This is a genomic window from Epilithonimonas zeae, assembly GCF_023278365.1.
In the GTDB taxonomy this organism is placed as follows: Bacteria; Bacteroidota; Bacteroidia; order Flavobacteriales; family Weeksellaceae; genus Epilithonimonas; species Epilithonimonas zeae_A.
Genome location: NZ_CP075338.1, coordinates 2,746,550 through 2,770,143, shown reverse-complemented (window position 1 = coordinate 2,770,143; position 23,594 = coordinate 2,746,550). Strand labels below are relative to the sequence as shown.

General features: G+C 35.6%; 19 protein-coding genes. 7 read left to right on the top strand and 12 right to left on the bottom strand.

Annotated elements, in window-relative coordinates; all coding sequences use genetic code 11:
* Nucleotides 1–213 precede the first annotated feature (213 nt).
* Nucleotides 214–1,434 (bottom strand): aminotransferase class V-fold PLP-dependent enzyme, encoded by a 1,221-nt coding sequence (locus tag KI430_RS12435; RefSeq protein WP_248875243.1) that lies wholly within the window; start codon nt 1,432–1,434, stop codon nt 214–216.
* A gap of 378 nt (nt 1,435–1,812) precedes the next feature.
* Here KI430_RS12435 and KI430_RS12430 point away from each other — a divergent pair, with 378 nt between their 5' ends.
* Nucleotides 1,813–2,409, top strand: a complete 597-nt coding sequence (locus KI430_RS12430) for a superoxide dismutase (protein ID WP_248875241.1) — start codon at nt 1,813–1,815, stop codon at nt 2,407–2,409.
* A 71-nt stretch (nt 2,410–2,480) separates the two neighbouring features.
* On the opposite strand, the gene KI430_RS12425 is transcribed toward KI430_RS12430, so the two are convergent.
* Nucleotides 2,481–4,592: a T9SS type A sorting domain-containing protein gene (locus tag KI430_RS12425; protein WP_248875239.1), complete on the bottom strand. Its 2,112-nt coding sequence runs from the start codon at nt 4,590–4,592 to the stop codon at nt 2,481–2,483.
* A 349-nt stretch (nt 4,593–4,941) separates the two neighbouring features.
* On the opposite strand from KI430_RS12425, the gene KI430_RS12420 reads away from it, so the two are divergent.
* Complete coding sequence (locus tag KI430_RS12420; RefSeq protein WP_248875237.1) at nt 4,942–6,552, top strand: transcriptional regulator; 1,611 nt, start codon at nt 4,942–4,944, stop codon at nt 6,550–6,552.
* Between the two features lie 6 nt (nt 6,553–6,558).
* Here the strand turns inward: KI430_RS12420 and KI430_RS12415 are convergent, their stop codons facing one another.
* Genes KI430_RS12415 through mutL form a run of 4 tightly spaced genes read right to left on the bottom strand, consistent with a single transcriptional unit; the run spans nt 6,559 to nt 10,419 of the window.
* Nucleotides 6,559–6,897, bottom strand: coding sequence for a hypothetical protein (locus tag KI430_RS12415; RefSeq protein WP_248875235.1), 339 nt, complete (start codon nt 6,895–6,897; stop codon nt 6,559–6,561).
* A gap of 18 nt (nt 6,898–6,915) precedes the next feature.
* Nucleotides 6,916–7,896: an endonuclease/exonuclease/phosphatase family protein gene (locus KI430_RS12410; protein WP_248875233.1), complete on the bottom strand. Its 981-nt coding sequence runs from the start codon at nt 7,894–7,896 to the stop codon at nt 6,916–6,918.
* Nucleotides 7,897–8,646 carry a rhomboid family intramembrane serine protease gene (locus tag KI430_RS12405; RefSeq protein WP_248875231.1) on the bottom strand — a complete coding sequence of 250 codons (750 nt, stop codon included), beginning with the start codon at nt 8,644–8,646 and terminating at the stop codon, nt 7,897–7,899.
* 3 nt (nt 8,647–8,649) lie between these two features.
* Nucleotides 8,650–10,419, bottom strand: coding sequence for a DNA mismatch repair endonuclease MutL (gene mutL, locus KI430_RS12400; protein ID WP_248875229.1), 1,770 nt, complete (start codon nt 10,417–10,419; stop codon nt 8,650–8,652).
* 264 nt (nt 10,420–10,683) lie between these two features.
* Between mutL and KI430_RS12395 the strand changes: the two genes are divergently transcribed.
* A complete protein-coding gene (locus KI430_RS12395; RefSeq protein ID WP_248875227.1) occupies nt 10,684–11,775 on the top strand; it encodes an acyltransferase family protein in 1,092 nt (363 codons plus the stop codon).
* Nucleotides 11,776–11,791: 16 nt separating this feature from the next.
* Nucleotides 11,792–12,691 carry a hypothetical protein gene (locus tag KI430_RS12390; RefSeq protein ID WP_248875225.1) on the top strand — a complete coding sequence of 300 codons (900 nt, stop codon included), beginning with the start codon at nt 11,792–11,794 and terminating at the stop codon, nt 12,689–12,691.
* A gap of 58 nt (nt 12,692–12,749) precedes the next feature.
* On the opposite strand, the gene KI430_RS12385 is transcribed toward KI430_RS12390, so the two are convergent.
* Nucleotides 12,750–12,983 carry a hypothetical protein gene (locus tag KI430_RS12385; RefSeq protein WP_248875223.1) on the bottom strand — a complete coding sequence of 78 codons (234 nt, stop codon included), beginning with the start codon at nt 12,981–12,983 and terminating at the stop codon, nt 12,750–12,752.
* A 163-nt stretch (nt 12,984–13,146) separates the two neighbouring features.
* Here KI430_RS12385 and KI430_RS12380 point away from each other — a divergent pair, with 163 nt between their 5' ends.
* The 3 genes from KI430_RS12380 to KI430_RS12370 all read left to right on the top strand — a co-directional run bounded on the left by KI430_RS12380 (nt 13,147) and on the right by KI430_RS12370 (nt 15,970).
* On the top strand, nt 13,147–13,728 hold the full coding sequence (locus KI430_RS12380) for a tRNA-(ms[2]io[6]A)-hydroxylase (protein ID WP_248875221.1): 582 nt from the start codon (nt 13,147–13,149) through the stop codon (nt 13,726–13,728).
* On the top strand, nt 13,729–14,343 hold the full coding sequence (locus KI430_RS12375) for a DUF502 domain-containing protein (RefSeq protein ID WP_248875219.1): 615 nt from the start codon (nt 13,729–13,731) through the stop codon (nt 14,341–14,343).
* Nucleotides 14,344–14,593: 250 nt separating this feature from the next.
* Nucleotides 14,594–15,970, top strand: a complete 1,377-nt coding sequence (locus tag KI430_RS12370; RefSeq protein WP_248875216.1) for a tryptophanase — start codon at nt 14,594–14,596, stop codon at nt 15,968–15,970.
* A gap of 37 nt (nt 15,971–16,007) precedes the next feature.
* Here the strand turns inward: KI430_RS12370 and KI430_RS12365 are convergent, their stop codons facing one another.
* The 5 genes from KI430_RS12365 to KI430_RS12345 form a co-directional block, all read right to left on the bottom strand.
* Nucleotides 16,008–18,578: a tetratricopeptide repeat protein gene (locus KI430_RS12365; protein WP_248875214.1), complete on the bottom strand. Its 2,571-nt coding sequence runs from the start codon at nt 18,576–18,578 to the stop codon at nt 16,008–16,010.
* An 84-nt stretch (nt 18,579–18,662) separates the two neighbouring features.
* Nucleotides 18,663–19,235 (bottom strand): Maf family nucleotide pyrophosphatase, encoded by a 573-nt coding sequence (locus KI430_RS12360; RefSeq protein WP_248875212.1) that lies wholly within the window; start codon nt 19,233–19,235, stop codon nt 18,663–18,665.
* Nucleotides 19,236–19,296: 61 nt separating this feature from the next.
* Nucleotides 19,297–19,818, bottom strand: coding sequence for a KdsC family phosphatase (locus KI430_RS12355; protein ID WP_248875210.1), 522 nt, complete (start codon nt 19,816–19,818; stop codon nt 19,297–19,299).
* Between the two features lie 72 nt (nt 19,819–19,890).
* A complete protein-coding gene (locus KI430_RS12350; protein WP_248875208.1) occupies nt 19,891–20,793 on the bottom strand; it encodes a GLPGLI family protein in 903 nt (300 codons plus the stop codon).
* Between the two features lie 91 nt (nt 20,794–20,884).
* On the bottom strand, nt 20,885–23,593 hold the full coding sequence (locus tag KI430_RS12345) for a carboxypeptidase regulatory-like domain-containing protein (RefSeq protein WP_248875206.1): 2,709 nt from the start codon (nt 23,591–23,593) through the stop codon (nt 20,885–20,887).
* Nucleotide 23,594 lies beyond the last annotated feature (1 nt).

Here is a 23,594-nt window from a genome sequence, read left to right as displayed (position 1 = left end):
CAATCTGGTTCTATGTTAGATTATAATTTCGCAAGAGATATGCCAGAAGGAAAAACAATACAATTTGTCAGTTTTATCAAAAAACCCTTTCAGAGTTTTAAACTCTGAAAGGGTTGTAAGTGTTATTTTTTTCTCGTTGATTCAGCAGATTAAACTGATTTTCATTATCTGCAGAATTATTTTATAATCTGCGTGAAATATGATTGGTATTAATTAAACCAACATTCTCTGTGCTTTCTTCACACCTTCAACCAGAATATCAATTTCTTCCAAAGTATTGTAAACCGCAAAACTTGCACGGACTGTTCCGGCGATATTGAAGAAATCCATTATTGGTTGTGTACAATGATGACCGGTTCTCACGGCAATTCCCATTTTGTCGAGAATCATTCCCGTGTCAGATGCGATTCCGACGCCTTCCAAATTGAAAGAAACCACACCTGTTCTATTGGCCTTTTCGCCATAGATTTTGATTCCGTCTAATTCAAGAAGTTTTTTCTGAGCGTAAGTCAGGAGTTCGTTTTCGTGGATTTGAAGATTATCGTGACCAATTTGATTGATGAAATCAACAGCAGAACCAAGAGCAATATTTCCGCCAACATTCGGAGTTCCAGCTTCAAATTTGAAAGGTAAACCTGCGTAAGTTGTTTTTTCAAAACTGCAAACTGCAATCATTTCTCCACCGCCGTGAAACGGATGAAGATTTTCCAACACAGATTCTTTACCGTAAAGGATTCCGGTTCCCATTGGTGCATACATCTTGTGTCCCGAGAAAACGAAGAAATCACAATCCAAATTCTGAACATCGATTTTGAAATGCGGTGCAGATTGAGCACCGTCAATTAAAACGTAAGCATTCGAAAGTTTTCTTGTTTTTTCAATAATTTGCTCGATTGGATTGATGATCCCTAAAGCGTTAGAAACCTGATTTACAGAAACAATTTTTGTTTTTTCGTTCAACCAAGAATCCAAAACATCGATTTGAAGGATTCCGTTTTCGTCCATTGGGATGACGCGGAGTTTTGCGCCGGTTCTTTCGCAAAGCATCTGCCACGGAACGATGTTGGAATGGTGTTCCAAATAAGAAATAATAATCTCGTCATCTTTTTTGATTTGATTCGTCAAAGCATAAGCCACCAGATTGATTCCTTCGGTTGTTCCTTTGGTAAAAATCACTTCGTAATCGTGTTTGGCGTTGATGAATCTCTGGATTTTCTTTCTGGAAAGTTCCATCTCTTCCGTCGCCAACTGGCTCAATGTGTGAATCCCACGATGGACATTCGCATTGATGGTTTCGTAGTATTGTTCCCAAGTTTTCAAAACTGAAATCGGTTTTTGAGACGTCGCAGCGTTGTCCAGATAAACCAATGGTTTTCCGTTGACTTGCTGATTCAGGATTGGGAATTGTGATCTGATATGATTGATGTCGAGCATTGTAGAATTTTAATTTTATTATTTTAAACCACCCCGTCAAAAATTCTCCTAATTTTTGCCACCCCCTCCATAGGAGGGGAATTTTTGAGGTCGAATTGTTGCAGCCCGACTTGAGCGGAAATCCTTTTTTGCTTGTAGTCAATTTCTATTGATACTGAAATTCTCCTGCAAAAAAGATTGGGAGCGGAAGGCGGATAAAGCTGCGCAAATAATTATAGATTTAGTTACAATTATTTAGAATGGTTCAAAGTTACGACAAAATTTATTAAAAATTTCGATGTTAAATATTTATAAAATGACTGTGATTATTGGATTAAGGAATAATTATTGAGTATTTTTGACCAATTCATTTATTAATAACAAAATAAATACGAAACTATGGCATTCGAATTACCAAAATTTGCTTATTCGTACGATGCGTTGGAACCAACGATTGATGCGAAAACAATGGAAATCCACCACACGAAGCATCACCAGGCTTATGTGGATAATCTTAATAATGCAATTGCAGGAACAGACCTTGAAGGAAAATCTCTTGAAGACATCCAAAAAACAGGTACAGATAAACCGGCTGTGAGAAACAACGGCGGTGGACATTTTAATCACACACTTTTCTGGGAAATCCTGACTCCAGGCGGAAGCAAAGAGCCAGTTGGAAACGTAAAGGCAGAAATCGAAAAAATCGGTGGTTTTGAGAAATTCAAAGAAGATTTTTCTAATGCGGCTAAGACTAGATTCGGTTCTGGTTGGGCTTGGTTAGTGAAAAACGCTGACGGTTCTGTGGTTGTTTCTTCAAGTCCGAACCAGGATAACCCACTAATGCCTGTTGCTGACGTAAAAGGCACCCCGATTCTTGGATTGGATGTTTGGGAGCACGCTTATTACCTGAATTATCAAAACAGAAGACCTGATTATGTGTCTGCGTTTTTTGATGTGATTAACTGGGATAAGGTTGAAGAGCTTTATAACAAATAACATTAAATTTATCTAAATAAAAAACCATCAGAAATTCTGATGGTTTTTTGCTTTACGTGATTAAATGTAGTTTATTTTTTTATGATTTTGCTGCTGGAAACCTCACCATTTTCAGTAATAATTTTTAAAATATAAACTCCAGCTGTTAAGTGAGCTAAATCCATTTTGCTTTCGTTAGCTTTCAAAACTTTTTGTCCATTGCTGTTATAAAGTTCCAGAGATGCAATCTTTTTGTTTCCTGAAACGTAAATATAATCTGCGGTTGGATTCGGATAAACAGTAATGTTTTTGTTTTTTGCTTCATTTGTGCCAAGAGATTTCAATTTGAAAATTACCATTAGTGTGTGATTATCTGTCACATTTGAAAACGTGTAAGTATCTGGTTTTCCAATATTCTCATTATCTACCAAAACGGATTCAATCTCATATCCATCAGTAGAAGTAAATTCGAAAGTTTTGGATGAACCATCTTTCATAGCTACAATTCCCATTGGCGAAATAGTTCCCCAAGTTTTATTATTGATATCAGAAGATATGATACTTGTAAGATACTCGCTTGATTGCAGATAAGGATATCCGTGATTTTCGCGTATTTTCCAAACGCTCTCAAAATCCCAATTCAATCCGTTTCCATATGTTAACTGTTTTTGGAATTCTTCAATAGATTTATTTTCTCCAGACCAAAAATCACTGGTGCCATCGGTAACAATTGTACCGTTAACCAGCATATTATCAAGCGCATAACTGTTGATTACTTCTGTTTCAAACTCTATATCACCAACCAGTCTGTGGATTTTATTGAGATTTCCTGTTGGTGATGATTTAATCCAAGGGTTAAGAGCGGCAGAATTCACGATAGGTTCCCAAGTACTACCAGCTAATCCACCTACCAACGAATATCCACCAGTAACTGTTCCATAAGCATAACTATTGGAAATTCCAGTACTAAGACCTACCAATCCTCCAACATACATTGCATTGTTATCCGTGACTTTTACGTCTCCGGAAGCAAAACAATTATCAATAATAGATGGTGAAAAACTATAACCAGCTAATCCACCAATATCAAGAAAACCACCCTCCGGAACGGTTTCGGATACAATTTGGGTTACATCGCCTGTCGCATAACTAAAAGAAACATTACCTCCCATAATCCCAACTAATCCACCAAGCGATTGACTACCACTTACAAATCCACTCGCATGACTTCCTGTAATAGTTCCATAAGATTGCCCAACTAATCCGCCACCGATTTTTTGATCTGCATATACAACGCCTGTCGCATAGGAATTAGAAACAGAATCAGAAGTTCCAACTAAACCGCCAACCCACATCCTGCCGGTAATATTGCCTGTTGCATAAGAATTGCTGATAAGTGCATAAGAATCTCCTACCAATCCACCAAGCGTACTGATTCCCGTTACATTTCCTGAAGCGTTAGAGTTATTAACTGGTGCTTGATTAACACCAATTAATCCGCCCATAAAGTTTCCTGTAAAAGAACCGCCTGTATTTTTAACATTACTGGAAGAACTAGAACCTGAAACTTCGGCCGATGTTTTTCCAATCAATCCACCTATGTTATCTCCTTCTGTATTGACTTCGCCGGAAGACTGACAGTCGCTTACTAGCGATGAGCTTTCCCCGATCAATCCGCCAACATAGTTATATGCGGTTACTATTCCGGTTACTTTTACATTATTAATGGTCCCGCCGTTTGTAGATCCTGCAAGAATACCAACGTAATCTTGTCCGGCAATCCCATTGGCTGCGAGCTGGATATTGAGATTATTAATAACAGCATCCGTTGTATTACTGAAAAGTCCAATGTAGTTACTTTCCTGCCTGGAAATCCAGAGATTTTTGATTTTAAAACCATTGCCTTCTAATGAACCATAAAAAGCACTCTCACCTTCTTCGCTTCCATATCCGATAGGTTTCCAGCCTTCATTCGGATATTGAGTTGCAATTAATACTGCTAGATCGATGTCATTAATTATAGAAAAATGTTTATCGCTGTTTGCAGAGCCAATGTAATTTCTCATTTCGTCAAGTTGAACGGCATTTGTAATCAAATAAGGATTGGCTTCGGTACCATTTCCTGTTCCGGAGAATTGTGCTTTTGCGCCGACGAACATCAACAAAAGTACAATGATGGAAAAAATAGATTTAATTTTGTACATAAAATTGTTAGTTAAAAAAGTATAGAACAAAAGTAGAATCGAATCTGATTTTTAACAAATAATGGCGGTGTGCAAAGGGTGTGCATCGTGTTATTATTAATTGTAAAATGTTGAGCGTAATATTTAATATCTTTGATTTCTAAATAGTTATGAAATCCTATCATCTTGTTGATGAATTTTCATAAATTCGGATTAGAATTTATTCTAAATTTAATTTACTATGCGTTTGCGGTTTTTATCCATTACATTTTTCTTTTTATTTTTTACTGCTCATTGTTTTGGAGCCACAGATAGTCAAAGATTTGAAACAATCTATAATAGGGTCAGTAAAAATGCCTTTGTCCGAGATTTGGAGACCCAAAATCTTCTAAAAGAATTAGAAAAGATTTCCGCAAATCATCCTGAATTAGTTCCCCAATATCTTTACTGGAAATCATTTGTAAATTATGCACAAGGCGTTTCCGACCCGAAGGTCAATACAGTCATTCGTTCCAAACTGAAATTTTTTAACGAAAAGAAATATCCATTTGAAAATGCACTTCTGTTACATTCATTAGCTTATAATGATGTCATCATTGGAAATTATACGGACAGCTTCACCAATTCCTTAAAAGCATTGGTTCGGTATAAAGAACTTGGTAATACTTTGTTTGAATCTCGTGTTGAGCTTCTGTTAGGCGTTATTTGTTTCAGAACCAGAAATTTTGATATCTCTGAAAGATTTTATAAACAGTCACTTTCGCCGAAGATTCCAAAAGCTGAATATATGAAAGCCCAGGTCAATATGTATTGCGCTCAGGCTTTTACAAAAACCGGAATTGAAAAAGCTATCAATGGCATGGTAAAGCTGATTCCTACGGTCGAAAAATTAAATGATCTGGGTGTTTCTGCCGTTTTATATCTCAATATTGGCGGTTGCTATATGCTGGAAAACAAACCAGAATTGGCGCATTCCTACTATGAAAAAGCGATGAAAATCGGAAATCAAATTGAGAATAAATCCTTTATGACCTCTTTGCTCATTAATGAAAGTGTTTATTCCTTGGGAATCGGAAATTTCAAAGAGGCTGAATCTTATATCGAAAAAGCGGAAGAACTGTCTCAGGAAATTGGAAATGCAGAACAGCTTTCACTCGTTTATAACGTAAAATACACAATATATGATAAAGAGGGTTCTTCTGAAAAAGCATTTACTTATCTCAAAAAATATAATAATCAAAAGGAGAAAATCTTAAGCAGTTCCAAAACCATAGATTCTTATCAAGCTTATGTAGAGGCATTTATGGCTTCTGCTGAGAAAGAGCTGATGATTTCTAAACAGAAGACAATGTTGGAAAAACGAAAATTGACCATTACGCTTATTTCTTCAATTTTTATTATTCTTTTAGGAATCGCTTTATCAGTTATTTTTTATCAGAAGAAAAAGCAACAAGCTTTTGTCAAAGAATCTGAAAAAGAAGCACTTCGCAAGCAGTTGGCTTATGAGAAATCCATACAACAAATTAGAGAGGAAAAGCATAAGGAGGTTTTGGATGCTAAAGTTCGGGAAGTCACGTCTTACTCGCTGATTTTATCTAATAAAAACAATGTGCTTCAGGAGATTTTGGAGAAAGCCGGGAAGTCTAATGAGCACAATGAAAATGACACTGAACATTTCTCTGAGAACGTGATTGATATCGTAAGAAAAAATCTGAATACCGAAGTGGAAAGTCACAAATTCATTCATCATTTTAATGAGGTTCATCCCCAGTTTTTCAGCAAATTAAAATCTATTTGTAAAGACCTTACCGAAAATAATCTCAGGATGTGTGCCTATTTCAAAATGGGGATGTCTATGAAGCAAGTCGCTGTAATCCTGAATGTGTCAACAGAAACCGTCAAAAATGCGCGTTACCGCTTAAAGAAAAAACTGATGCTGAAAAAAGATGACAATCTGGATGATTTTTTAAGAAATATCTGATATATATTATTGATTTGTTGAAACTTCCGTCTGAGTTTCCGGTTTTGATTCTTTCTTTTCCTCTTTCGTTTTTTCAGCTTCTAACTTTGCTTTCTCTTTATCAAGTTTTTCCTGTTCAACTTTTGCAATCGCAGCAAGACTATCTTTTTCTCGTTTTATCGCCACTGCATTGATTTTTGCCATTACCGCTTCGGAAGTTGCACCCGGCCCAAAAGAATCGATAGCTGTTGTATCATACGTGATTTGTGGTGCAGCATCTAACTGGTCTGAATTGTTCAGAACAGGCGCTTTCTTTGAACAAGACAACATTAAAGCAAGAATCAAAAAAAAGTAGAATTGTTTCATATCAGCAAATATCGAAAATTATTTGATATAAAATTCAGCAATAACAGGAAAATGGTCTGATATTCTGACACTTCTGTCCACTTTATAACTGATGGGCTCGATGGATTCTGAAGCAAAAATGTGGTCTATTTTCAGCGGAAATTTGAAATCGTGGAAACTGGTTCCGCTTCCTTTTCCTACTTTAAGGAAAACATCTTGTAAATCTTCGGAAACTTTGTAATATTCATAGGAGTTGGGCACAGCATTGAAATCTCCGGCAACAATTACAGGATAAGGTGACGCATTAATAAAATCTTTAATTTGATCAATCTGCGTCTGATGTTTTTTGAATGTCGGAATCAACATATGCAAAACTTTCTTAGCTTTCTGCTCGTTGACATCCATATCTTTACTTGGTTTTACCATCTTTTTATCAAGGAAAAACGGCTCCATATAAATGTTGATGAAACGAATTGTTATGTTGTCAATCCTAATATCAGCAGACATACAAACTGAATTGTTAGCGTCTGTTCTTACTTGACCGCTTTCTACAATCGGAAATTTAGACTGAATCTTGGTAATAGGGCGGCTGTTTTCAAAATATTTAAATCCATCCAATGGCTTTTTGTTATCATATTCTTGGAAGAAAACAACATCGGGATTCTGCTTGTTGAGAAAATCATAAATCTCATCATCACCCATTTTTCCAAATTTCCCATTAAGAGAAATCAATTTCAAGTTTGGAATTTCCTTTTTCGAAGGCGTGAAATTAATCCAACGTCTAGTAGGAATGATAAAAAATAAAGATACAACAAGAAAAACCACCGCTCTTTTTTTCCAAGTAATAATCCAGAATAGCAATAAAATAATATTAATAATAATGAGAATCGGGAATCCTAATGATAAAAGATTAAGAAACCCAAAAACACTTGGCGGGATGTAAGCATTCATTATTGTTCCAAAAAGCAGAGCAATAATTATCAGATGAAATACCGTTAAAATTAAGCGAATGATTCCCATTTATTGGATTCTGTCTCTGTGTTTTTTCCAGTTTCTGATGTAAAGAAAACCAATTAAAGCACCTCCAAGGTGGGCAAAATGCGCAATATTATCGCCACTGAACTGTCCAAATCCTAAAACTATGGAAACCACGATAATAATTGGGGTCAAATATTTTGCCTTGACAGGAAAAGGAATAAACATAAACATCAACTTGGCATCGGGAAATAATGTAGAAAACGCTGCAATGATTCCGAAGATCGCGCCTGATGCTCCAACCATTGGAGTTTTTAAGATTGCAAAAAGGTTTTGCGCTTTTTCATTTATCACTTCATCATTCGAAAAGTTTGGATAATATTCTATGTAACTTGTATCAACTGTTTTATATATTTCATGAATATCAAAACCTTGACTATTTAAGAAATTAGTCAATTGACTTACTTCCACATAGTTCCAAATATTATATAAAACGAAACCACCTAAACCGGCTGCAAAATATAGAATAATGAATTTCTTTTGTCCCAAAACTTGCTCCAGAACTGGTCCGAAACTGTAAAGCGTCAACATATTAAAAACAATATGCATAATACTTCCGTGCATAAACATATGCGTAATAATTTGCCAAGACCTGAAGTTTGGAGACAATGGAAAATATCCCGCTAAAAGTGCATCAAAATTAATGTTCAGATTTTTAAGCAGAAGTGTTCCTACAAAAAAGATGACATTCAGGATGATTATATTTCGGGTAACAGGCGTTATTTGGGGAAACATAGTTTAAAATTTATTTTTGAAATCGTCAAACGGAACTTCCATCCAACATTTTTTTCCGTTTACTGTATATTGTGGGAAACCAAGGTCGATAAAATCTTTTACCAATTGTTCAACTTCAGTTTTATAAATGAAATCGAATTTTGATTTGGTTTTCAATTTAACCCATTGGTATTCAAAATATTTGTAGAAGTCTTCCTCCGTTCTGTATTCCAAAACTTCGAAGATTTTTTCCAGAAATTTAATGACCTGCGATTCCTTCAAAGCTTCCGGAACAGTTTCTATTCTCAACACATTTTCCTGAGCCAAGGTCATTTCAAAACCAAAATCCGGCAAATATTTTTTGATGGATTTGTATTTATTTTTCTCGATTTCATTCAGATGATATTCTAACGAAAACAACAAGCTTTGCCCCGCTTTTTTCGTTGGCAGATTTTCCTGATGAGAAGACATCAATACACGATGCATTCTGCCCAAATCCAACATGTAGGTTTGTCCGTCCTTGTTCAAAAGCCAATAACCGTTGGGCAATCGGAAAAGATCTTCGTCCAAATCATCATCTTCAAAAAGGTTGATTTTGGAAGGCGCCGCAGTGGCTGTTGCCTGATATAATTCGGCAAGATTAATCCTTTCCTCTTCCGTAGTTTTTTCTACAGCAAACGGATTGAAATCTCTATCCACATTAATAGAAGAAGGCATCGGCGAGCTGTAATTGCTTTTACTTGGCGTTGGGGAAAAGAATGCTTCCATTTTTGGATCTCTTTCGAAATCGAGACTTGGCGCAACGTTATAAATTCCCAAAGAACGTTTGATGGTAGACCGCATCAAAGCGAATATCAAAGCTTCGTCTTCAAACTTAACTTCCGTTTTTTGCGGATGTATATTCACATCTATTTTCTCCGGATCCATTTCCAGATAAAGAAAAAATGAAGGAATATAACCTGGTTGTAATAATCCATCAAACGCCTCCTGAACAGCTTTGCTCAAGTAAGGACTTTTGAAATATCTTCCATTGACAAAGAAAAATTGCTCACCTCGGACTTTCTTTGCACCTTCTGGTTTTGCAACATAACCTTGCAAATTGGCCCAACCAAGGTCTTCTTTGATTGGAATCAAAAGTGGTTGCAATTTTCGCCCGAAAACATCGATGATGCGTTGCATTTGCCCCCCTTTTCTCAGTTTGAAAACAGGCTCGTCATTATGGAACATTTCAAACTCGATATTCTCGTGAGCCAAAACAACTCTTTGGAATTCATCGATGATATGACGGAATTCCACATTGTCATTCTTCAAAAACTTGCGTCTCGCAGGAACATTGTAAAATAAATTCTTAACAGAAAAATTGGAACCTTCAACGGTTTGAATCGGGTCTTGAAACTGGAAAATTCCACCTTCAATATAGATATTCGTTCCGACTGGCGCATCTTTCTGCTTGGTTTTGAGTTCAACCTGAGCAACTGCGGCAATAGAAGCTAAAGCTTCTCCACGAAAACCTTTGGTCGCAATCTTGAAAATATCTTCCGTAGAACGAATTTTAGAAGTTGCGTGGCGTTCAAAAGCTAATCTGGCGTCAGTTTCAGACATTCCGATTCCGTTATCAACAACCTGAAGCAAATTTTTTCCCGCATCACGAATAATGAGCTGAATCTTACTGGAACCCGCATCCACAGAGTTCTCCAATAATTCCTTGACAATAGAAGCAGGTCTTTGCACGACTTCTCCTGCAGCAATTTGATTGGCAACGTGGTCTGGTAAAAGTTGAATGATATCTGACATCTCTAGAATTGAACTTTCAAAAATAAGGATAAGAATCGAGCGATGAAAGTTAAATAATTATAAAGAACTTGGGAAAATTATGATATTTTTGAATTTCAGATAATTGAAGCTGAGAATTGTTTAACACGAAGCCACAAAGTATTTATTAGTCAATCGTTATGCTTTAGAGCACAAATTTAGAATCTCACGGTTTTATTGTGTCTTAAAACATTATCAATAAAAGTAAATTGTGCCTTTGTTGAACTTCAATTAAAACCATCATCGATGAAAAGAGACCTCTATATTGATTTTGCCAAAGGGCTAGCAACTATTTCCATCATCTTTATCCACACGGCGTTTTGGAGCGGACAGTTTTATATGCCGGTGGAAGCACGTGTTTTTTCTTTGGTTTTTGATGTAGCGCTATTTTATGCACTGAGCGGAATCACGTCTGGGAATAATATCGAAAAGACACTTTATAGATTGTTGAAGTTGCAAATCACGTATATGATTTTTGTAACGTTTCTATTTTTCCTCGATTATTTTTTCAAAGTTTTTGGATTAAGTTTTTTCTCTTTTGATTGGCTGAAGGATTTTTATTCCACTTTTGGAAGCAAATATGTTCCGAGAAGTATTTCGTCTGAACCACAATGGCAGATATTGGGAAATTGGTATTTGCACGAGTATTCCAATTGTGATACTTTTCCTGTAGTGATGGGAAGTTTCTGGTATTTGAAAGTTTATTATATCCTGACAGTTCTTGGTGTTTTGATTCTGAGATTTTTTCCAAAACATATCAATTGGTTTATTGGGATTTGTGTGGCTTTGACTTTAATATTCAATTTGCTTCCTCAATATTATCCTAATGGACAGGGCGGCTACGTCGCTTTTTATATGGCTGTATTCCTGATTGGAAACCGAATGAAAGGCAAAACGATTCCAACTAAATTGATTCCGGCTTTGTACGGATTGGTAGCTGTTGCACTCGCCTGGATGTTCTGGAATTATGGAGGCGATATGTTTTATAAACTCAACAAACAAAAATTCCCGCCGAAGATTCCTTACATTATTTGGACATTATTCTCATTAGTAACATTGTTCGTTTTCTATAACCGATTGAAAATTACCAAACCAAATTTCATCACCAATGTCGGGCAAAACGCCATCTTTTTCTATTTTGCTCAAGGAATGAGTTCGTCCTTGGTTTATTTTCTTGTGGTTCCGATGAAAGATTCTATGCCTTGGTATTTGTTGGTATTGATTATTTATCCACTGAATATTTTATTAGCGTTTGTGATTTCCAAAGGTTTGAAAAAAGTGGATGATTTGGGTTGGAAGGTGTTGGAATTTTTGAGGGAAAAGACAAAGGCTTCGTAATTTTTATATTGTTAAAATGAGCTACGATTTATATTTCTATAAAAGAAAATCCAGCAGTTTATCAGAAGAACAAGTAAAAGATTATTTAAACAAATCAAATCATTTAGTTCTTGAGGAAAATGGAAATCAATGGAGTTATCATAATGAAGAAACTGGTGTTTATTTTGGAATTGATTTGAACGAACCAAATACAGACGCTGAAGAAATAGAAATCTGGGACAGTTTTGAAGATTATGAAAATCTGAACTTCTGTTTTACAATCAATTTTATCAGACCAAATTTTTTCGGGTATGAGTCTTTTCCTATTTTGGATGAAATCATAGATGACTTGGATTTGTATATTTTGAATATGCAAGATGAAATAGACCCGGATAACCCACAAAAATTTGAAAAAAATTATTTGGGAAATCAGTGGATTGTTCAAAATGAAAGACTTGTAAAAGATAATTTTGAAACGTTTCAAGTCGATTTTTATTCAAAAGAGAATTCGGATTATATTTGGAATTATCAGTTTAATAGAAATCAACTTCAAGATAATTTGAATGAAGATATTTTTGTTGCGGGATATATACTTTTGAAAAATATTAATGACGGAAAAATTTATAGAATTTGTGTTTGGCCAAATCATATTCCTATTATTATTCCACCGGTTGATTTTATCATTATTCAAAAAAATTATAAAAAGTTTTTTAGAAATGTCGAAGAAAGTGGATTGGTTTCAATTCAACAAATAGAATCCAAATTGGGAAAGTACTTCGAAGATTTTGAGTGTGAAATTCCAAATCTTAAAGTTGTTTATCAAGAAAGTGCTGACAAAATAAAAAACGAATTCAACGATTTAAAAATTGAATCTCAAATCAATGATTTTGGAAATTTAATTTCACTTGACAGATTGGTTAATGTGAAGCCTCAGTAATTTCATTTCTTAAGAAGACTTACCAAGAAAAAGCGCTCCTAAAAGCGCTTTATAAATTTTAATCATTTCTTTTTCTTCCGCTCATCGCTACGATTGCGACGATTACAATCAGTACAACGCCGCCAATAATCCAATACGTCGGATTGGTATGCCACTCTTCCGTGGCTGTTGTAGTTACATTAGTGGTTTTTACAACTGCTGAATCCTGGGCAAATGTGAAAGCAGATGAGAAAATCGCTAAAAAGCTAAAAAGAAATAATTTAGCTCGATTGATAAAGGTTGAATTTTTCATAATTTTATTATTTGGTTGATGATGATTTTTCAATATCTATGCCAATTTTTAATATAATCAATTATTGTATAGTTATATGGTAATTGAATTCAGAAAATAATTTTTTATTAACAAAATATTCAATAAAGAGCAATCAAATCCTTATTTTTACAAAAAATATAAAATGTTTCGTCTTAAACTCCTTACAGACCCACGTTGGGCTAACATTGCAGAAGGTAATCTGGAAGAGATTCTTACCGACCACGCTTGGTGCGAGCAAAAAGCAGCAACCAATGCCATCGGTCTCATCACCATGGTTCCAGAATATACAGAAATGGTCACCGAACTGTTGGCCATTGCGCAGGAGGAATTGGATCACTTCAATCAGGTTCACGAGATTATCAAGAAAAGAGGCGGCGTTTTGGGAAGAACCCGCAAAGACGATTATGTGAATGATCTTGTGAAGTTTCTGGTAAGAGGCGGAAAAAGAGAAGACCAGATTATCGATAAAATGCTTTTCGCTGCGATGATAGAAGCCAGAAGCTGTGAACGTTTCAAAGTCTTGACAGAAAATATCAAAGATGAGGAACTTAAGAAATTCTACCACGACCTGATGGTTTCAGAAGCCAATCATTATACAGCCTTTATCGGGTTTGCTAGACAATTGGGCAATCCAGAAACCGTGAACAAACGTTGGGAAGAATGGCTGGAATACGAGGCTAGCATTATGAAATCCTACGGTAACAAAGAAACCATCCACGGCTAAATGAACAGAAGCCCCAACGATTATCTTCGACTCTTTATACGATCCTTCATTCAAGGATTGATTATCATTGGACCCTTTGCCATAACGGTTTGGGTCATTTGGAGTGTTGTGAGTAGTATTGATAATTTGGTACCTTCAGTTTCGGGGAAATTCCCTGGACTTATATTTTTCATTGTTATTTTCACCACAACATTTATCGGATTTTTCGGGAATAAGTTCATCATCGGAAGATTAATAGTTGATGGCTTGGACTATGTTTTGGAACACATACCAGGAATCAAATTTCTCTACACTTCCCTGAAAGATGTTTTAGGTTCTTTCGTCGGAGATAAAAAGAAATTCAATGTTCCGGTTTGGGTTAAAACCAACGAAAATCCCGAAATCTGGAGAATCGGATTTCTCACACAATCCGATATGTCCGCCGTGAATCTTGACCAAATGGTCGCAGTTTATCTGCCACATTCTTACGCCGTTTCCGGCTGGGTCATCATTACCAAATATACCAATGTAAAGGAAGTTACAGGGATGAGTTCCGCTGAGGCAATGAAGTTTGCAGTCAGTGGCGGTGTTGCTGGCTTCCATTCAGACGACAACGTTTTCAAAGCACCGGAGTAGTTTCTGATTAATAATTAACGATTAGTAATGGATATTTCTGTTCATTATCAATCAATTCATCCCGAAATTAATATTACTTTTTATTAGGGCAGCTTTATCCGTCTTCCGCTCCCAATCTTTTTTGCCAACGCTTTTGCCAATACAAAAAGGATTTCCGCTCAAGCCGGGCTGCTGCAATTCAGCGTGATAAAAGCTGTAGTTAATTTCAATCTCAAAAAATTAATTATTCATTCTTAAAACTATCATTATTATGAAACTACCATACGCAGAACCATTTAGAATCAAAATGGTTGAAGAAATATTCCAATCTACACAAGAACAACGCGAAGAATGGCTGAAAAACGCCAACTATAATCTATTCAACCTCAGAAGTTCCCACGTCTTCATCGATTTGCTGACAGACAGCGGGACAGGCGCAATGAGCGATAAACAGTGGGGCGCATTGATGATTGGCGACGAAAGTTATGCTGGCTCCCGTTCTTTTGAAGCGTTGCAACAAACCGTTGAAAAAATCACAGGTTTTCCTTATTTATTACCAACCCACCAAGGTCGTGCGGCGGAAAATGTTTTATTCTCAGTAATGGTAAAAGAAGGTGACATTGTTCCAGGAAATTCCCATTTTGACACTACAAAAGGTCACATAGAAATCAGAAAAGCGCACGCTGTAGATTGCACCATTGATGAAGCTTTTGACATTAACGACCTTCATCCTTTCAAAGGAAATCTGGATTTAGAAAAACTGGAAGCGGTTTACAAAGCTCATCCAAAAGAACAGATTCCGTTTTGTCTGATTACGATTACTTGTAATTCCTCCGGCGGACAACCAGTTTCTTTAGAGAACATCAAAGCGGTCAAAGAATTGTCAGACCGATATGGGATTCCGGTTTTGTTTGATTCGGCAAGGTTTGCAGAGAATGCTTACTTCATCAAGAAAAGAGAAAAAGGTCAGGAAAGCAGAACTATCAAAGAAATATGTAAAGAACTATTCTCGTACGGTGACGGAATGACGATGAGCTCCAAGAAAGATGGTTTGGTAAACATTGGGGGATTCATCGCTTTGAAGAACAGAGAAATTTTTGAACAAGCTTCTAATTTTACCATTATCTACGAAGGTTTCATTACTTATGGAGGAATGGCTGGTAGAGATATGTCAGCTTTAGCGTCAGGACTAGATGAGGCGACAGAGTTTCCTTATCTGGAAAGCCGAATCTCTCAAGTAGAATATCTAGGAAACAAATTGATGGAAGCCGGGATTCCCGTTCAGAATCCAATTGGTGGACACGCTGTTTTCATAGACGCACTGAACTTCTTACCAAATATCAAAAGAGAAGAATTCCCAGCCCAGACTTTGGCAATTGAGCTTTATAAAGAAGCTGGAATCCGTGGTGTGGAAATCGGAACTTTGTTGGCTGACAGAGACCCGGAAACAAGAGAAAACCGTTATCCAAAGCTGGAGTTGTTGAGGTTGGCAATCCCAAGAAGAACCTATACGAACAATCATATGGATTATGTCGCTGCAGCAGTAATCAATGTTTTTGAAAGAAGAAACGAGATCACCAAAGGTTACAAAATCAAAAGAGAACCAGAGATCTTGAGACACTTCACAGTTCAATTGGACAAAGCATAAAATAAAAATAGAGCAATTCAAATTGCTCTATTTTTTTTTATTTGTTTTTCTTAACTTGCTCTGCTTTGGTTGTTTTGAATTCAACTTGCTGAGGCTGGGTATTTGTTTCATTACCTCCAGGAGTTCCCGGTCTGCTGATCGAAGGAGCGGCGGGTGACGCTACACCACCTTCACTAGCATCCAATTGTTGTTTCAATCGTTGTTTTGTTTCTTCAGACGCGGTATTTGTTGGTTGCGGTTTTTGAGATATTGCATTTCCGCTTTCATCTGTAAGTTCTAGCTTAACATCACTTTTCAGATATTTCAAAAGATCTTTTGCTTTCTTACCTTCCGGTGTTTTACCATAATTGAGAACAATTTGTTCCAACTGTAATATCATTATTTCTTTTCCGGCGGTTTTTCCAGCATTGTAGGCTTGCAGTAAATAAAACTTAGGAACCAGCGCATCCTTTGGATTGTCTGCAATAGCTTTATCAATCATTGTATTGGACTCAGCATATTTTTCTGTCAGATAAAGCGTATAAGCATCCGCATAGAGTTTTTCCACATCTTCTGACGACTTGTTAAAATCCTTGTTTTTCGGATTTTTCACAAACTCAGCGTAAGAAGTATATGGGTATTTTTCTAAAATCAACTGCTTTGCTTTTTCCGCATCAGCCGGATTTTTCTCATAATTGAAGATGAAGATATTGTACAACGCCATCAAATCGGTTTCCTCATCTGGTTTATTATCTACAAGGTCATACAAAGTTTTAGTTGCCAGTTTGGTGTTTCCAAAAAACGACTCATACATCCTTCCCATCCCTAGACTTGCAGTATCTCTGTCTTTTTTTAATCTTCCCAATTCTTCCGGAGAAGTTGGGATTTTCTCAATATAAAATTCTGGTTCCAAACGTCTCGGATCCGGCGCATTAGCAATACCTAAAGCTTCGTTCTTCATTTCTTCAATCGTTGTCGTTTTTGCCGAATAACGCCAGTTGTCCATCAAAGTTCTGTTACCCCAGGTTTGTTTAAAGGATGTTTCTCCTCTTGGGATATTGTTGGCATTAGCAAAATAGAACGTTGAGCCTCCGGTATTAATTCCAAAATTTTGGAAGCTACCTGCGTCCGTAGAGTTATTAGCAAAAATAGAATTAGCATTATAATCCGAATTGTCAAAACCTTTGCTGCGTTCAGCACGCTTCTTTTCCAGTTCTTCTACCGCTTCTTTCTGTTTGATTTTCTCAATGTATTTTGCGAAATATTCTCTTTTTTCATCAAGACTCATTTTAGAAAGATTCAGGATGCTGTCATTCTTTTTAACAACGTAATAATTCTTCGAAAGCTTCTTGATATTGGCTGTAAGATCTGTCAATCTGTCTTTTTCAGGTTTATAAGTCATCACAGCTAATGCACTGTCATAGTAAACACCGGCAGTCAAATAGTCGTCTTTTGCAAAATATTTTTTAGCCAATTCAGAATAAGTGAGTCCACGAATCTGCGGATCAGACTGTTTTTCTTTCAACGCTTTTCTAAAGAAAGAATCAGCGATAGAGTCTTTTGTAGCAGAAGTAGCAATTAATCCACTTGCATAATACAACTCATTTTTACGGGAAGCATAAGTTCCTTTTTTGGCAATTTTAGTAAGGTAAGCCATCGCCTCATCGTAGCTATCGGCTTTTCCATCAAAAGTTTTAGCGATTTCTATCTGAGATTTAACTTCAAATTCATAGCTGTTTGCATATTTGTAAGCCGCAGCAAAAGATTCTCTGGCTTCATCTTTTCTATTAAGATTAGAAAGAATTTGTCCACGTAAATAGGCAATTCTGCTTTTTATTTTTCTGTTTTTATTATAAGTAAAGGCTTCTTCCAAAACTTCGGCAGCCAATTCTTTTTTGCCCCATTTCAGGAAATTATCAGCTTGATAAACTTTCAGAATCCTTTTGTGTTCTTTGGTTAATTTGATCTTCGGATCTTCTTCCAAATCTCTGAAAACCTCATCAGCACGATAATACTCTTTCAGTTTAGAATAATTAACCGCTTGATAAATTCTCGCTAAAGGCAATCTTTTGTCCTTGCTCATTGTGTTGAAAATGTAACCCAATGCGTCCAGAGATTCCAAATATTTACCTTGGTATAATCTTGCTTTTGCCAAAAGAATATAAGCGTCAAAAATCTTTTTATTCTTTTCTACGCTGTTAACAAGAACTGAATATTTGGTAATAGTTTTCAGTGCTTTAGCTTCGGTAATTTGTAAAGTTGTAGCACCTTTTTTATTGGGGTTTGCACCTCCCATTCTTTCGTTACCATCTGGAGAAGTATTTCTGGTAGCTCCTCTTAGTGGCATTGGTCCAGAATCAGAATTATCTGTTGTGGCTGTAACATTTTGGACGTCGGTAAAATTGTCTTCCGTAGTGTAAACAGAAATATAAGGATCGTAAAAGTTGTCAACGTGCGCTTTGTCTCTGCTTTCCATCTCGGCAAGAAAAGATTCTCTACTGTTGAACAAAGTATTATGAAACGTCATAAACCGGTTAATAGGGCCACTTTTAGTTTTTTTCTTTTTGTGGCGCGGGTTACAGGCAATTACGCTTACGACGGCAAGTATGATTAGTAAATATTTTCTCATCTAATTATTTCAAAAATGAAATTTCTGGTTGAATCTGTAAAAATAACGAAATTTTGCAAGGAAAATTATCTAAAGCTGTTAGTTTTACAAATTGCTTGGAAAACAATTCAGTTTTTTGAGTTCTTCGTAAACCAAATCCACTGGAAAACCCATCACAGAATAGAAAGAACCGGAAATGTTTTTGATCTTTGCCATTCCCAACCATTCTTGGATTCCGTAAGATCCGGCTTTGTCAAAAGGTTTATAATTGCTGATATAAAATTTAATTTCTTCATCGCTAATCTCAAAAAATTCCACATCAGTTTTACTCGTTTTACTGATTTCTAAATCCGATGTTTTGATTGTAAAAGCCGTATAAACCTGATGTATTTTTCCCGAAAGACTTTTTATCATTTCAAAAGCTTCACTCTCATCTTTTGGTTTGAGAAGAATTTTTTGGTCTAATGCAACAATGGTGTCCGAGGTTAAAAGAATTTCGTTTTCATTAACATCAAAAGCTTTTGCTTTTTTAGCTGAGACATATTCAGCGATTTGAGCCGGATTCAAATCAGAAGGATAAGACTCATCAACATCGATTTTAACAACATCGAACTGATAGCCTAATTGTGTTAATAATTCTTTTCGTCTGGGTGAGTTGGAAGCTAATAATAATTTCATTTGCTTATTTCTACTTTCTAAAATGGTCAAATGGAACGACAAATCGTTTTATTTATAATTATTAAGCTGACTTTGTTTCTTCGTCCAGATTCCATTTTCCCTGGACTTTCATCACTTGTTCTATCACATCACGAACAGCACCTTTGCCTCCATAAACTGGTGAAATATAATCTGAAATGGCTTTCACTTCCGGAACTGCATTCGCTGGACAAGCAGAAATCTCAGCTAATTTCATAATTCCGATATCAGGAATATCGTCACCCATCATTAGAATTTCAGAATCTTGTAAATTATATTTGGATTTGAAATCTTCGTAATCAGAAACTTTGTGAGAAGATTTAGCATAATAATCTTTGATACCAAGATACTCCATCCTGTTTTTTACCATTGGATCATTTCCGCCAGTGATAATGCCGATGATGTAACCTTGTTTCAGAGACTGAACCACTGCATAGCCATCCAAAACGCTCATTACACGAGACATATTCTGGTCTGGTAAAAGGTAGACGCTTCCATCTGTAAACACGCCATCGACATCAAAAACGAAAGCTTTTATATTTTTAAGTTTTGGTAAGTAACTCATTTTATATTTTTAAAAATTGACACAAAAAAGTCCTCTCGAAAGAGGACTATAAAAATAGTGTTTTATGTCTAATTAAGGGTAAAGAGCTGGCTCAATTTTGTTATTATTGTTTTTGATTTCCTCTCTTTGATTTTTTTCCATTGCCCGGAGAACTTCGGAAGGTTCCGACATCATTTTTCCATTCATATTCAGTGTTAACTTCATATTGCCTTGCGATAGCATTTGGCGCGTATCTTTTACAGGATCATTTTTGTATTCTTTCCACTGTTTTTTGAACTGCTCTTCAGAAACCTCGATTTCTTTTCCGCCAGGAACACCAAAGGTTTTTACAACAATTCCGCCACGTGTACTTCCTATTTCTTCTTTTTCAATTTTCTCAACTTCATCAAACTTTTTGCTACCGACAAACTTGAATATATGCGTTCCAGTAGAATCTTCCATTTCCAAAATCAAACCGGGTAATCCTGAAAATTTATAAGGTCCGTCCTGAAAAGGAAAATCCTGAGAAAACCAAGCCGTCCAGGTTCTTCCACCGAAGTCGAGAGTTGCTTTTTGAACTTCGAATTTATCAATCATCTTCTTATCAGGAAGTATTTTCCACGTCATCGGGTTTTCATTTTTAACACTGAATCTGGAATTACCAATACCTGTGTGTAAAACAATATTGAAATCCGGATAAGATTTGGAAACCGAATATCCTATCTTTCCGCCGTTTCCGCCACGGTAGTTAAAATTGGTGGAGCCAGATGCAATTTGTTTTTTAAAATATGCATCTCTTGTAGAATCACTCACAAACTTCTGCCTGCTGTAGAAATTGCTACCATCTTTTTTGATATCCAGATACATCAGTTCTGTCTCAAGCGAATCTTTCTTTTCGAGATTAGATGCGAATTTGTATTCGTACATAATTCTTGTTCCCTGAGCAAATGATACTAAGCTCAAAGTAATCATCAATAATAAAAATGTTTTCTTCATAACTAAAGATTTAGTGATTTAAAATTAAGAAAAATAAAAAGGCAGACGAAAAAAAATCGCGCTACCTTTTTGGTTATAATAAAATAGTGTGTTATTTGAAGTTGAATTTTACAGTGAACATAAACTGGCTTGGACGAATGTTGTATATATTTCTTCTTATAGAGTTGGTAAGAGTATTCACAGAAACAGTTTCATAAACTTTTTTGTTTCCGATGTTTAACCACTTAAACTCAAAATCAATTTTCTTTTTTACCCAGGTATATTGGTAAGAAATATCAAAGAATGAATTTCTATAGCTTTCCGTAGCAAGTGTTGTTGTTATATCATCCCAGATAAATCCGAAAGTGTGGTTGTCTGAAGGATAAATGTATGTTGCTAAGTTATGATTCCAATCGCTATTTTTATTGGTTAAATTGCTAGAATCATCTGTGCTTTTTCTCCAATTCATTGTCAGATTATAATCAACGCTTAGCCAGCTAAAATATGTGTTATTGAACTTAAGACCAAAAGCCTGACCCTCATTTGTAATTGCGTAAAATCTTTCATTGATTGTTTCAAAATCTTCATTGACATCACTTATCATACTATAGTTTTTACTATTGCTATTCGTAAAATTAACAGAGAAGTTTGTTTTGAAGCTTGGGAAATATTTTCCTATTTCTGCTCTTTGACTGTTGGACGTAGATGTATTATCTCTTTCCAGTATTTCTGATAGAATTGTTCCGTTTGGTGATATTCTCTGATTGGTAACCAAATTATTAGTATTGTTCCCTATTCTATAACTTACATTGAAAAATAAATTATTAAGCGGATTTCTATATTCTAATCTTGAACTTGCATTTCTAGAGGTATTTTGAGGTAACTGAGAGCTCTTAACTTGTACAAAAGTTGGATTCGTTAGAATATTTCCAGCGTATAAATCTCCAAAACTTCCAAAATTATTAGCAATACTTCCAAAAACCCAAAGTTTGAAAAATGAAGCAAAATCATAGGAACCAAACATCGTAGGTTCAAATCTGGTTTTATTAATAGTTTGTCCTGTTCCTCTTAAGTTATCGTTATAATCAATTCCGTAGAAGTTTACTGGAAGCGTTAGATTCAAGTTTACATTTTGAGATTTGTAGTTGACACCAACTTGTGTATAAGGCTGAACTTCGTTCCAATTGATATTATTTTGGTAGTCTAAACCATATAAAGTAGATTCATTCCCATTAATTCCATTAAGATTTGATTTCATCGAATTGAAATTAACACTAATTCCTGCTTCCGGTGTGAAAGTCCATTTTCTGTAGCTAAATCCAACTGACGCAGAATGAGTTGTATTGATGCTTTTTAAAGAAATATATTGTCGTAATGCTTCAAAACTATTCGGAATAAATTGCTCAGGAGTACTTAATGGGTCTGGGACAAAGCTAGAATATCTTCCTGGTCTCGAACTTAATGTTTGTCTATCATTCTGGATACTCACATAGCTCATTACATTGAATAACTTATCCTTCCAAGGCAATATTGTGCTTAAAGAGTTTGTAAAGTTAAATGTAGGCGCATTAAGGTTTTCGTCAGCACTTATTTGGTTAAAAGCATCAGCTTGATTATCTGACCACATTCCTGTCCATGTTGTAGTATTTTTAAAGAAGCCTTTTTTTGCATTCTTTGTAAAGATCATTTCCCCTTTAGCTTTATTAGTATAGAAATCATTATGTATCGTTCTTTCTATATTAGACCCGTTAACTAATATTTCATTAGAATATGAATCTCTTTCAATAGCATTATTGGTGTAATTAGCATTTAGTTTTAGTTCCCATTCTTTATTTTTGAAAGGACTTGTTAATAGGTTTGCAGAGAAAAAATGAACATTATTCAATAAATACCTTTTTTCTGGTAAATCTGGTGTTTGAGCTTGTTCTACATTTAGCCAACGGTTTGCTGATACTTGACTTCTTCTGCCTTCCCATCTACTACCAAAAGATAAAAGATTTCCTTCATTCTCAACACTTTCACCATTATTATTAGCTTTGTAATTAACAACCCATTGATTTTTCTGTCCAAAAAACATCGGTGTTAATTTAACATTCCAAAGTAATGGGCTGAAACCTACGCCGATTTCGCCGCGACCGGTCATTGTTACAGATTTTTTTAACTTGATGTTAAGAGCTGCTTGTTCAGAAGGAACTTTATCTCTAAGAATACTTACTGGCTGGTGATTTTCCAAAACCTCTACTTTGGAAACAGCATCTTTTGGTAAAGAGTTATTGATTGTTCCATAACCACCTTCCATCAAGTCTTTTCCATTAACATAGAATTTGTTAATCGCTTCACCTTGATAAAGTACAGTTCCATCTTTATTAACCTCAATCCCAGGGATTTTTTTCAAGACATCAGCTAAGGTTCTGTCATTTTTATTTTCAAAAGACTTTAAGTCGTATGAAATGGTGTCGCCTTTTTTGGTAATCAGTTTTGTTTTAAGTCTCACTTCCTGGATTTCTGTAGCCTGAGAATCCATTGAGAAGTTAAGTTTTTGATCTTCGTTTTTTATAGTTTGTGTAATTGGTTTTTGATTAAAAGCTTTAATTTTTAAATCCAAATTACCTTCCGCTGAGTTGACGGAAACTTTGTATTCTCCTTTTGCATTGGAAATGCCGTATGCTAGGATTGCATTTTTTCCTGGTTCTTCCACTGTTACACTTGCGCTTGCAAGCGGCTTTCCATCGGCATCGGTTATCACTCCGGAAATTGTTTTTTGTGCCAAAACAATCATAGAAAAAGATAGGATAAATAGAACTGATAATAATTTTCTCATT